This window comes from Flavobacterium limnophilum (assembly GCF_027111315.2).
GTDB classification, from domain to species: domain Bacteria; phylum Bacteroidota; class Bacteroidia; order Flavobacteriales; family Flavobacteriaceae; genus Flavobacterium; species Flavobacterium limnophilum.
Genome location: NZ_CP114289.2, coordinates 1,660,033 through 1,673,024, shown reverse-complemented (window position 1 = coordinate 1,673,024; position 12,992 = coordinate 1,660,033). Strand labels below are relative to the sequence as shown.

General features: G+C 34.2%; 8 protein-coding genes. 6 read left to right on the top strand and 2 right to left on the bottom strand.

Translation table 11 applies throughout. The features are described from left to right. Nucleotides 1-15: 15 nt before the first annotated feature. Complete coding sequence (locus tag OZP13_RS06925; RefSeq protein WP_281299128.1) at nt 16-483, bottom strand: hypothetical protein; 468 nt, start codon at nt 481-483, stop codon at nt 16-18. Nucleotides 484-510: 27 nt separating this feature from the next. Beyond that, entirely contained in the window at nt 511-882 is a 372-nt protein-coding gene (locus OZP13_RS06920; protein WP_269243126.1) for an RDD family protein, read from the bottom strand. A 940-nt stretch (nt 883-1,822) separates the two neighbouring features. Here OZP13_RS06920 and OZP13_RS06915 point away from each other — a divergent pair. From OZP13_RS06915 to OZP13_RS06890, 6 genes are all read left to right on the top strand, one after another. Then, a complete protein-coding gene (locus tag OZP13_RS06915) occupies nt 1,823-2,377 on the top strand; it encodes an RNA polymerase sigma factor (RefSeq protein ID WP_269243125.1) in 555 nt (184 codons plus the stop codon). A 66-nt stretch (nt 2,378-2,443) separates the two neighbouring features. Then, nucleotides 2,444-3,652, top strand: a complete 1,209-nt coding sequence (locus OZP13_RS06910) for a FecR family protein (protein ID WP_281299127.1) — start codon at nt 2,444-2,446, stop codon at nt 3,650-3,652. Between the two features lie 160 nt (nt 3,653-3,812). Beyond that, nucleotides 3,813-7,247: a TonB-dependent receptor gene (locus OZP13_RS06905; RefSeq protein ID WP_281299126.1), complete on the top strand. Its 3,435-nt coding sequence runs from the start codon at nt 3,813-3,815 to the stop codon at nt 7,245-7,247. A 12-nt stretch (nt 7,248-7,259) separates the two neighbouring features. Continuing rightward, complete coding sequence (locus tag OZP13_RS06900; RefSeq protein WP_281299125.1) at nt 7,260-8,678, top strand: RagB/SusD family nutrient uptake outer membrane protein; 1,419 nt, start codon at nt 7,260-7,262, stop codon at nt 8,676-8,678. A gap of 100 nt (nt 8,679-8,778) precedes the next feature. Further along, a complete protein-coding gene (locus OZP13_RS06895; RefSeq protein WP_281299124.1) occupies nt 8,779-9,810 on the top strand; it encodes a TlpA family protein disulfide reductase in 1,032 nt (343 codons plus the stop codon). A 274-nt stretch (nt 9,811-10,084) separates the two neighbouring features. Continuing rightward, nucleotides 10,085-12,892 (top strand): M16 family metallopeptidase, encoded by a 2,808-nt coding sequence (locus OZP13_RS06890; protein WP_281299123.1) that lies wholly within the window; start codon nt 10,085-10,087, stop codon nt 12,890-12,892. Nucleotides 12,893-12,992 lie beyond the last annotated feature (100 nt).

Below are 12,992 nucleotides of genomic sequence, written 5' to 3'. Positions count from 1 at the left end.
CGGGTTGTTCAGTTATTACTCTATTTCTTTGATTAACTGTTTTATTTTTTTGGAAGGTTTTATTTTATTGTCAGCAACAGCGCAATATTTTACCACTATTTTTTCGGATTGGCTGTAAATTTCATCACTGCTTAATTTTTGAGTACTGTTTTCCAACACGACCTTAGACATGGCAGCCATATAAAGACCCAATAAATCGGAATTTTCACCAGTCAAATTCATTGCTTTTTCTCCAAGATCAAAAGTATAATCCGGTGTACCACTCATCCATTTTATGATGTATTGAACGGCATTTAATCTGTTAGGTTCTGCCTGATTCGCTGGAGTGTTAAAGAGATAATTGGCACAAGTCAAAACTTGAGTTTCTGCTGGTTTATAGCTTTCCTTTGATTTGAATTCTGTTTTTGCCAATTCACTGAAATTTTGTCCAAAAGACATGGTGTAAGAAAGTGTAAGGAGGGCAATAAAAATAAATTTTTTCATAGTTTGATGTTTTTTTTGATGTTGTTTTTAATCAAGATGATAGCAATCCACGGTATTGGTGTAAATCATTACTACCGAAAGTAATTTCTCTTTGAAAGAAAGTTTTGTTTCATTTCGTTTCGCAAATTGCATGTTCAGAATCGCCATTCCAATTGTTTTTCCAAACGTAAAAATGGTAAGGAATCGATAAACAATGAATAGTACAAATACATAAAAAAACATGGCGCTCAACGGGTTTGGGAATTCTATTACACTCGATAGTTTTGGATAATAATTAAAAAGAATAGTTTGAGTAACAAGCACTAAAATGGCATCGATAATTCCAGCGCCATTTTTTCTTAAAACGTCAGATTTTTTTAGGTTATAATTATTGTTTTCAAATTCTTTAAATTCAGTCATTTTTTTATTATTTGCGTTTATTGGTCAAGGTTGTAGCGGTATATTGTTGTGGGTAGGAAGTCGGGAGACTTCGCCGGCGGGACGTATGGCAGGTCATGAAAAAGTGGATTTACACCATTTTTGGTATTTTATTTAAGGGTACCACAGCCATACACTATCCATACACTATCCATACACTATGTCCCGTCCTGAAATAACTATACAGGTTATTAAATAAATCCTGCTTTAGCTATACAAATATAATTATTAATCCTAAACTTACTATACAGCTGCTTTTTCATAGTTAAAATTTTTATTATAATTCTTCCATCTTTTCTTCAAGTTCCCTGATTGTAGATGAGCTTGATTTGGGGTTAGGTAATCACAACTTGAATGAGGTCTTATTTAAATTATAGGCTTTAATGCTTTGTCCCGTCCTGAAATTTAAACCTTGTAAATACTATTTATAGGGTTGGTTTTCTAATGGTTTTGACATTCGAATCCTAACTGGAGTGTTAGCAGGGGAACACTATTAATGGATTGGAGTAACTTTTTTGGGAATTATTTTGTCTAATACGATTCTAGTCGCGCCTATTTCGTTATGAAAAAATCAGTTTTTTGTGAGGATAGCTACGATTTTTAGGTAAAAAATGTTAAATATGGAATTATTTTTATGATCTATTTTTCAAAAGTGTAAATAATTTATTTTAAGTACGTTACTCGTTTGATCCACGATCCTATTTGTCTTCTTTTTGTAAAGGAACAAGTACAAAGCATTTTGGAAGTTGTTCTTGGAGCATTTCTTGATTTGATTTTGGGACAAAAAATACTATATTCGGGCAATATTTAGCAACGATAATTTTTTCAACTTGATTCCTTATAGTATTGAAGTTATAATTTTATAGGAGAGTTCTAAATTTAACTTTAAAACTGCTTTTTTACCTAGCAGCAATCATTCTTTATGAAGTCACAAGATTTTTTAATCCTTGAAAAACTTAATGTTGGAGATGCTTCTGCCTACAAAGAATTGTTTGACTTGTACTACATACCTCTTAGTATTTACTCCTTAAAATATTGTGATTCATTTGAATTAGCCGAAGATGTAGTCCAGGATCTATTTATTAAATTTTGGGATCAAAAGCTCTACTTAAAATTAGACGAAGCAATTAGTCCGTATCTTTTTAGATCGGTAAAAAATAACACCATACAAGCCGCCAAGCGGCAAAACAGATATTTTTTTGAAGATATCGAAGATCAAGTAGATGTATTATTGGATGAAGAGCATCTTGATTTGGAACATCTTGAGCAAGAAAAAATAAAATTATATAAAGAAATTGAAGCTTTGCCATTAAAAAGCAAGGAAGTTTTTAAAGCCATAGTATTAGAAAATCGGAAATACAAAGATGTGGCCTTAGAACTTGGAATATCAGTAAATACCGTTAAAACCCATTATTCAAGAGCGCTAAAACAATTACGAAATTCATTGGATATAATTATAGTTTTACTTTTAGTTTAAAAAAATTTATTTTTTTTGTCACCCAATAGTCATCTTTTGTTATTTATAGAATATAAGATGATACTAATGAACAAAATTCCTCAAAATATAGCAGCAATTCTTTCGGTTTATATCTCAAAAGAGATTAGCGAGAGTGAATTTATTACCTTGAAAGCTTGGATTAGTGAAAGTGCTGAAAATGAGAAAGCATTTTCGGATTATTTGCTTTTTTATAAAAAATCGAGACAAATAGTTTTTGCTGCCAATATTGATAAAGATAAAGCTTGGAACGCAATAGTATCGCAATTGGAAACCCCTTTGGAGCCTGTTGTAGTTGTCGAAAAACCGGAATCCAAAGTCAGGTTTATTAATCGGGTTCCTGGTTTTTTTAAATATGCGGCCGTTATTGTCTTTTTAGTATCCATAGCCTATTTTTATTATCAAAAAGAGGGTTTGACTATGCCTACTACCAAAGTTGCAGCTGTTAGTCCTGAAGCCATAACCTTGCAACTAGCAAATGGTAGTATTCAAATCATAAAAGAAGACGGAACAACACAGGTGGTTGATGCCAATGGTACCGTTGTTGGTTCTCAAAGAGGGAATCAATTAGTATATACCAGTGCTGCCGCAAATGATACTTTAGTTTACAATACCATAAACGTGCCTTATGGAAAACGTTTTGATCTTACATTATCCGATGGAACGAATATTCATTTGAACTCCGGAACTTCCTTAAAATATCCCGTTCGATTCATAAAAAGTGAAAATCGCCAAGTATTTTTAAATGGTGAAGCTTATTTTGAAGTGACCAAAGATGCAAAACATCCTTTTGTCGTGAGTTCGAATGACATGAATGTAAAAGTTTTGGGAACAAAATTCAATGTTAGTTCGTACAAAGAAGACGCGAAAACCTATACTGTTTTAGTAGAAGGAAGTGTTGCTGCTTCTGCTAAAACTCCAGATAATGAAGAGGTTATTTTGAAACCGGGAAATCGCGCTTATTTTGAAAACCAGCATATAAAAACAGAAGCGGTAGCCATAAAAAAATATATTGCTTGGGTTTCTGGAGAACTAATGTTTATAGACGATTCCTTTGGAGTTATTGCAAATAAGCTAGAGCGAAAATACAATGTTACCATTATCAATAATTATGAGGAACTGGATGATATTGTTATCACGGCAACATTTAAAAATGAGAATATTGATCAAGTTTTGAAAACTTTCCAGACTTACAAAGCTTTTAATTATACAGTAAACAATAGAGTAATAACCATAACTAAACCTAAAAATATGTAACAAATTTATTTAAAAAAAAAAGGAAGGTGCGCCAACACCTTCCCATCATTTTCAATAGTGATTTAATCTAAAACCAACAAATTAAACCAAGTGTAAACTTATGAAAAAACAACGAACCAAAAGTGCGTTGCTGCGCATTTTGAATAACTCTAACTTAAAGATGAAATTCACACTCTTATTTTTATTTACCAGCCTTCTTCAAATTTATGCATCAAATAGTTATGGACAGGAAAAAACGGTTACCCTGCATGTTGATGGGGTAGCTTTGACTAATGTTTTACAGATTATAGAAGACCAAACGGATTTTCATTTCTTCTATAACCGTAATGAATTAAACGTTACTCAAAAAATAAATTTAAATGTTGAGAAAAAACAATTGAAAGACGTTTTAGGAACGCTTTTTAGCAATACTAAAATTTCTTATCAAATTCTAGGGAAGCAAATCGTACTTAAAAAAGTAGAGAAAACGAAAATAGAATCAGTTTTAGTTGCTGATCAAAATCAAGTAGAAGGCGTTGTTACTGATAAAGTCGGGATTCCTTTAATAGGTGTTTCAGTTATGATCGAAGGAACAAAAGTGGGTACAATCACTGATTTTGAGGGTAAATTTAAATTGAATTCAAATCTTACAGGAAAATTTTTAGTATTTTCATATTTAGGGTATAAATCAAAACGTATTGCTTACTCAGGTCAGTCATTGGTGAAAGTAGTTCTAGAAGAAGCACTTAATGAACTTGAGGAAGTGGTTCTTGTAGGATATGGCAAACAAAAACGTACGGATTTTTCAGGAGCCGTTTCTTCAGTAAATACTAAAGACATTGTTCAAGCTGCAACTGGAACTATTGGTTTTGATAGGGCTTTGGGAGGTTTAGTCAAAGGACTACAAGTATCGCAAAATACAGGTCGACCTGGCGAACCAGTGCGCATCAATATTAGGGGAATTACTTCGCCATTGTCTTCAGAGGGGTTGAACCAGCCTCTATTTGTTATTGATGGAGTGCCTTTTAATATAGATGCCATGAAAGGCGCTAATCCATTGTCGACATTGAATCCTAATGACATTGAAAGTTTTGATGTATTGAAAGATGCTGGAGCGACTTCTATTTACGGTTCTCGTGGAGCCAATGGGGTGATTATTATCAAAACAAAAAGAGGAGCAAAAGGGCAAGAGCCAAGGGTTAATTTTTCGTACGCAACGACATTTGCTCAACCAGTAAAAACGGTCGACGTGTTAAATGCGAGTCAATATAAGAATTACTATAACTTATTGTTGTCTAATACCGTTGGGGCTATCAATAACGGTCAATTGGATCCCTTTATGTCTTCTGATTTAGAGGGTATTGCTAATGTAGCAATGGATTGGAATACCTTTACGGTAGATTATAATGGTATCAAAGACGACTATTTTGGTACTGCTGATACCGATTGGAACAAAGAAGTTTTCAGAGACATGGCAATGACAAGACAAGCTTATTTTAGTTTGAGTGGCGGCAGTGATAAGACGAACTACAATTTTAGTTCTTCATTAATAGACCAAGAAGGTTTAACTATTAATGACAAATTTAAACAATACAATTTAGGGATTTCCTTAGATACAGATTTGAATGAGTATGTACGATTAGGAAGTTCGGTCAATGTAGGGCATACCGAATCTAATTCAGGTGAAAATGATATACTAAACCAGTACACGGTTAATACCTCTATTGCTCGTGCTCGTCCTGATTTACCAGTTAGAGATGAGAACGGAAAATTATTGGGACAAACGGATTGGCAATATGTTTATTTCCCTACACTGGAGCCCAATCCATTAATGCGATTGAGTAACAAGACCAACAATAAATCCTATAATTTTATTGGTAGTGCCTATATTGAGGTAGCGCCATTCAAAGATTTCAAGATTAAAACGGATGTCAATGCATCGGTATTTTATAATAAAGACAGGTCTTTTATTCCAAAAATTGTAGAGACCGATTTTATATTTTTCCCTAATGATTCTTACTTAAGTGAATCAAATGGATTAGTGTCGAATATCACCACGAATCTTACCGCTAATTATGATTTTAAAATTTCAAACCACAAAATAGGTTTATTAGCTGGTGCTGCTTGGGACAATACAAATTTTGATAGTTCAGATTACTTATACGCAGGTTTTCCTGATGATGAAGTCTTAATCAATGCTTCTGCAGCAAGAACCACATTAAGTCACTCTAGTAATGCAGTAGAAACAGGATTGTATTCCTTGTTTTCTCGTGTGAACTACGGTTACAAAAACTTGTACAATGCCACTGTAAATTTTAGAGCAGACACTTCTTCTAAATTTGGACCAGATAATAAAACAGGGTTTTTCCCTTCCTTGTCTACCAGTTGGAATATTTCAAATGAAGAGTTTTTGTCGGATAGTGCGAATATTAATATTTTGAAATTAAGAGCCAGTCTTGGTAGAGTGGGGTCTACAAACGTATCTGATTTTGCTTATTTGCAGTTTTTTCAAACGCAATCGGGAGATATTTACAATGGAAATTCTGCCGTTATCCCGGATAATAATTTTCCAAACCCTAGCATAGGTTGGGAAACGACAGATGAAGTGAATTTAGGTTTAGACTTCGGATTTTTTAACAATCGTTTGAAAGGAAGTGTAGATGTTTACCATAGAAAAACCACCGATGCCCTAACGACAACACCTATTCCTAGAGAGCTTGGTCCATCGATATACTATTCAAATTTTATGGATGTAAGCAATAGAGGTGTCGAAATCAGTTTGGGAGGCGATATCGTGAGAAACGAAGATTTTGTTTGGTCTACCAATGTGAATTGGTCCTTTAACAAAAATAAATTATTGAAATTAAAAGGAGCCAGCATCAATCCTTACCAATTGGATTATTATATAGAAGGTCAGCCCGTGGGCACTATTAAAGGGTATAAAGTGGCTAAAATATTTCAAACTCAAGACGAAGTAGATGCCCTAAACGCAGCTTCTCCATCGGGATACTACGACCAAATGTCAACTGGTGTGGGCGATTTTATGATGGAAGATGTTAATGGAGATGGCGAAATTACAGTGGATGACAGAGATATAATAGGGAATATCCAACCGGATTTTTTTGGTGGAATTTCAAATACACTTGCTTACAAGAATTTGACTCTTAATGCCTTGTTTCAGTATTCAGTAGGTGCAAAATCGATTTGGAATGCTATTCCTACAGGCGTTTTCAATTCATTAGGTGAAAATAAGTACGGTGAATATGCTTTAAATACTTGGACACCAGAAAATCCGAATGCGCGTTATGCAAAAGCGCTTTATTCAGATCCATCTGCCAATGGAAGAGTTTCTGATAGGTATATTTATGATACCTCTTACTTGCGTTTACGAAGTCTACAATTGAGTTACAATTTCGAACAACAATTATTGGACAAAATAGGTATTGAAAAAGCGACGCTTATGTTGACGGGTTCCAATTTATTCACTTGGACCAAATGGCCTGGACTTGATCCTGAAACTTTTTCAGAAAGAGGTACAATTACAGATCAAATAAACAATGAAGATCCGTATCCACTCGCTAAGTCCTACTCGTTGGGAATTCAAGTTCAATTTTAAATTTAAATACAGATGAAACAACATATAAAAAAAATACAAACAATCTTACTTTTTGCAATTGCAACCACAATTACAAGCTGTGATATTGACGATATTAAACCACAAAATAAATTAACCACGGCCAATACAATTAGAGATGAAGCTTCGGCACAGATGGTTCTAAATGGTGTTTATGACCTAGGGAGAGAATTTGATGTTAGTTTTTTTCCATTGCATTTAGCGGCTTACGGTAACGAAGGCACTATTGCTGGTTTTTTGAGTGGTAGTAAAGGCTTCAATACGAATGAAGTTCCTGTCGACAATATCTTTTTGACTAATTTGTATAATGGTCATTACAAGATTATCAATTCCTGTAATTTTTTAATTCAGGAGTTAGAAGCAGGAAAGGCTATTGGTATTTCTGAAGCAAAAAAAGGAGAGATGCTTGCCGAGGCAAAGTTTCAGAGAGCATTAACGCACTTTAATTTATTACGTTATTTTGGAGAGTTCCATGATTTAAACTCAACTTATGGTGTGGTTTTAAAAACAACATTTTCGACAAAGCTTGAAGCAAAACCTAGAAATTCTGTTTTGGAAGTGTACCAGCAAATCGAAGATGACTTGCTTTTTTCAGCAACTAATGGACCTGTTTACGTTGAACATTTCTACTCAGGAAGCCTTGCAGCCAAAGCCTTATTGTGTAAAGTATATTTATACGAAAAGAAATTTAATGAAGCAGCCCTTCTAGCAGATGAAGTAATTAATAATAGTGAAGGTTATGCTTTAGAAACAAAGTATGCCGCTATTTTTAATAATAGCTTTAACTCATCAGAAGTTATTTTTGCACCATTTACGGGGCCTGACAATGAAGGTAAAACAGCCATGAACCAGGTGAGTAGAACAAGTTACAGTGAGTCACTAAGAACCTTAGCTGACGCTCAAGTTGGAACCTCCACCGATGGTAATTTATCGGGTGCTGGTTCAGGTTATGACCCACGTTTCTTGTATGCTTATGCACAAGCAACCAAAAAAACCAATGGTAATGGAAAATATCCATTTGTAGATCAAATATCTTCTCAAGGTAACACCTTGTATCATTTGCGTCTTGCCGAGATATATTTAATTAAAGCAGAGGCCGAAACTCGCAGGAATGGCGGGGATCTTGATAGCGCATTAGAAAGCCTGAACGAAATCAGAAATCGTGCAGGAGTAACTGAAAAAGCACTTTCCACTAAAGCTACTTTGTTAGAGGACATACGCAATGAAAAATTATTAGAGCTTTTCTTTGAGAATGGTGAAGGTTGGTTTGATATCGTTCGCTATCATTCGCTAGGGAATCTTACTGCTTCATCGGTTAAAGCGACCGTGGTATCCGAAAATCAGTTTGTGTTGCCGATGCCTTTGGACGTAATCATAGGGAACAAAGCAATAATTCAAAACAAAGGCTATTAAGCAATTTCTCAAGGAGAGTGTTATGTAGTGTATGCCTATTGTATTCGGTAAAACTAATACACTCTCCTTTTTTAAACCATTAATTTATAAAAACCAAAATATGAAAAATATAGCATTAGTAGGATTATTAACTGTTTTGCTTTCTTGCCAAAAAGTGACGTCACAAAATGATTTTGTGGTTGTACACGGGAAAATTGAAAATCCAATCGAAGGATTAGGAGTACGACTTTTTGATCCTGTTAGTTCAAGAGCCGTTACCATTAAAGTTGCTGCAGATGGAACTTTTAGAGACACCCTAAAATTAGACAAACCTGCTTTTTTTAATACCTTTTATGACAAATTTTTTAGTTTGTATCTCGCCAATGACATGGATTTAGAAATTAATTTTGATGCCAAAAATGTTTCGAAAAGCCTTACCATTACAGGGAAAGGAGAAAAAGAAAATAGTTTCTTGAGAACTAAATCTAAGCTGGAAGGCGAATTGTATGGCGCTGATTACAATGTTTTATTAGACGCAGATAAAGATGTATTTGATGCTAAAATCAATAAATTTACTGCTGACTTTAAGACAGCACTTGAGAAGAAAAAATTAGAGCTTGATTCTTCCTTTGTTGATTCTCAAATACAAATGTTCGAAGAATTAAAACAAGGTTTAATGCAGCAATATGCTGATGCACAAAGAAACAAAAGTGAGTTAGGCGCAGGCAAACCATCACCAGATTTCAAAAATTATATCAATTATGATGGAGGAAAATCGTCACTTTCCGATTTTAGAGGGAGCTATGTTTTTATTGATGTTTGGGCAACTTGGTGTGGACCTTGTAAATACGAATTCCCTTTTATAGGCAAAGTAGAGAAAGAGTTTCACGGCAAAAACATAAAATTTGTGAGCATCTCCATTGACCGTTTGGCAGATGAGAAAAAATGGCGCACCATGATTAAAGCCCAAGGCTTATCAGGAGTTCAACTCTTGGCTGACAAAGAAATTGAATCTGCTTTTATTGCGGGTTATTATATTCAAGCCATTCCACGTTTTATCCTATTAGACAAAGAAGGTAAAATTATCAATTCGGATACACCTAGACCTTCTGAACCAGAGTTGTCGGCCCTTTTACACTCACTAGACTTGTAGTTTATCGATTTTTTTATTGGTCTTTAATAAAATTTTTAGTTAGAACCAGAGTGTTTTATTTCTCTGGTTTTAAATTAATTTTCTAATCAAGTCCAAATAAATTCATTTCAATCCTTAATTATTTCGATTACTCTTTCCTAAAAAAAACATTTTAAAAGATTGCAATGACATCTTTTGGATAAATACCTCTTGTTTACCTGCAAAACTGGCTATATGTTCTCGCAAGGAATTTTATAGATAAATAAGAATTACAACTAAAATTATTCAATTAAACATGAAAAATATATTAACGCTATTTTCTTTTGTTCTTATCGCTTGTTCAGTCAGTGCACAAGAAGTGAATTTGAATGAACCGCTCCCGGTAAATTCTAAAATAAAAAAAGGTGTCCTTACAAACGGGATGACGTATTATATCTACAAAACAGATGTAGTAAAAAATGTTGCTAGTTATTATATCATTCAAAACGTAGGTTCCGTTTTAGAGAAGGATGGCCAAGAAGGTCTGGCTCATTTTCTAGAACACATGGCTTTCAATGGGACGAAACATTTCCCCGGAAAAGGCGTTTTAAATACCCTTCAGCAACATGGAGCTGTTTTTGCGAAGGATATCAATGCTTATACCGCTTTTGACGAGACGGTGTATAACATGAATAATATCCCTACAAATGTTCCTGGATTAATAGATACTTCATTATTAATTTTGCATGATTGGGCAGATGGTTTATTGCTTACTGATGCTGAAATTGATGCGGAACGCGGCGTGATCAAAGAGGAGTGGCGAACCAGACAGAGTGGGTACATGCGACTTTTTAAAAATTCACTGCCAACGATGTTTAATAACAGCAAATATGCCGATCGAATGCCAATCGGATTAATGAGTGTCATTGATAGTTTTAAATACAAAACATTAAGAGATTTCTACCACGATTGGTACAGGACAGACTTACAGGCCATAGCAGTGGTTGGTGATTTTGATGTAGCAGAAATGGAGCAAAAAATCGAAAAATTATTTTCTACAATTCCTGCGATAAAAGACCCACTTGAAAGAGTTGTCATTGCAATTCCTGATAATGAAGCAATGCTTTATAACTTAGGTATAGATAAGGAAGTAGCGACTTCCAATATCTCTTTTACCATTAATCATCCAAAATCATTGAAAGATAGAACGGTTGCCGATTTAAGAGAATCTTTGTATCGCGGAATGGTTGGCAAAATGTTGTCTTCAAGACTTCGAGAAATTTCACAAAAACCGGATGCCCCTTTTGTTGCTGCAAGCTGCAGTTTTCAAAGTTTTGCAAGAGCAAAAAACAATTTTGGATTGATGATTTCACCAAAACCAAATAAGCAACACCAAGCTTTTAAAGTAGCTTTAGAAGAGTTGAACAGAGCGGTTAAATTTGGCTTTAGCCAAGCCGAAATAGATCGAACAATTGCTATTTACAGTAATTTTTACCAAACTAAAATTAGTAAAATTGATCAGCTACCTCATGAGGAAATAGTAAACACCATCCAGAACAACTATTTAGAAAATGAAGCAATGACCGATATAGTAAAAGAATATGATCTTGTTAAGCTACTCTTTCAACAAATGAAAGCTACCGATATACATGATTTTATTAAAAAACTCTATACTGTCGAAAATCGAGTTTTAGATGTAACGGGAGTAGAAGGAGAAAACAACCTTTCGCAAGGGGAGGCTTTAAAAATAATCAGTGAAGTAGAAAACGACAGTACTTTAGTGGCTTACACAGATGAATTTGTTGGGAAAGCATTGATTTCAGGTACTGAAATTAAAGCTGGTAAAATTGTTTCTGAAAAAAAGAACAAAGAAATAGGATTTACCCAATTTGTTTTAAGCAACGGAGTAGTGGTGCATTATAAGTTTAGTGATGTCGAAAAAAACAATGTGCTTTTTGAAGCAATTAGCTTCGGAGGAAATTCAGTCATCAAGGATGCTGATCTTCCTTCGGCAGCAATGGTTGGTAGTTTAGTGCGAATGTCTGGTTTAGGAGATTACAGCTCAACTGATCTGACGAAGGTTTTGGCAGGAAAAAATGTTAATTCGAGAGTAAGTATTTCTGATTTAGAAGAAAAAATTTCGGGTATGACCACAACGAAGGATATCGAAACTTTGTTGCAAATGGTGCATTTGCAGTTTGTAAAATCGCGATTTGATGTAAACAGTTTTAAAGTGTTACAAAATAATCTGGAAAACACTCTAATTCAAAGAAAAAACGAAGTTGCTTATAAAATGGAAGATAGCATTACTACCACTTTGTATGGATTTAACAATCCTAAAAAACGTCTGTTTGATGAGAAATATTTAAAAGAAATCTCTTTTGAAAAAATAAAATCAATTTATCAGGATCGTTTTAGCAATCCTTCTGATTTTGCCTTTTTGATTGTTGGAGATATTCCAAAAGAGACTCTAAAACCTTTATTGGAAAAGTACTTAGCCAGTTTGCCTACAACTAAGAAAAAAGAAAAATGGCAGGATAATTCGGTGGCTTGGTTGAATGATACCAACAAAAAAGATGTTTTCATACCCATGGAAGATCCGAAAGCCACAGTGCGTATTGCATTTAAAAAGCCATTTAAACACAGTTTAAAAAATAGCTATATCATAAAGGCTTTTCAGGACATTCTTGAACTTCGATTGACCGAAACATTAAGAGAGCAAGAAGGCGGAACTTATGGAGCGAGTGTGTATAGTATTTTAAGCAAAAGACCCACAGAGATAGCTAGTTTCTATGTTTATTTTGACTGTAATCCTGAGAAAGTAGCTAAATTGATTGCTATCGTTCATCAAGAAATTGATAAAATTAAAAAGGGTACCATCGATAAAGAAGATTTAAACAAAGCACTCACAAGCTATCTAAAAGATTTAAAAGAAGAAAGGGATTATACTAATTACGAGTTGGACGTGCTTTATGATTACTTAATTGAAGGGTATAATAGAAACGACACGAAGAACAATGTAGCTATAATAAATGCCATTACGCCAAAGGACATCCAGAAGTTTGTAAAGCAAATGATGCATAATTCACAAAGTTTTGAAATCGTATTTAAACCCCGAAAATAATTTTAAAGCCTCTTTCATCACTACTTAGTTTCTATTAAGTATTTTGAATTAGTATACAAAAAGCGAAAGGATTTTTAGGGTCATTACATTAATGGCCCTT

Excerpts from the sequence above, each read along its gene's own strand:
- OZP13_RS06925 (WP_281299128.1), bottom strand. The coding sequence starts at position 483 with ATGAAAAAATTTATTTTTATTGCCCTCCTTACACTTTCTTACACCATG.
- OZP13_RS06920 (WP_269243126.1), bottom strand. The coding sequence starts at position 882 with ATGACTGAATTTAAAGAATTTGAAAACAATAATTATAACCTAAAAAAA.
- OZP13_RS06915 (WP_269243125.1), top strand. The coding sequence starts at position 1,823 with ATGAAGTCACAAGATTTTTTAATCCTTGAAAAACTTAATGTTGGAGAT.
- OZP13_RS06910 (WP_281299127.1), top strand. The coding sequence starts at position 2,444 with ATGAACAAAATTCCTCAAAATATAGCAGCAATTCTTTCGGTTTATATC.
- OZP13_RS06905 (WP_281299126.1), top strand. The coding sequence starts at position 3,813 with ATGAAATTCACACTCTTATTTTTATTTACCAGCCTTCTTCAAATTTAT.
- OZP13_RS06900 (WP_281299125.1), top strand. The coding sequence starts at position 7,260 with ATGAAACAACATATAAAAAAAATACAAACAATCTTACTTTTTGCAATT.
- OZP13_RS06895 (WP_281299124.1), top strand. The coding sequence starts at position 8,779 with ATGAAAAATATAGCATTAGTAGGATTATTAACTGTTTTGCTTTCTTGC.
- OZP13_RS06890 (WP_281299123.1), top strand. The coding sequence starts at position 10,085 with ATGAAAAATATATTAACGCTATTTTCTTTTGTTCTTATCGCTTGTTCA.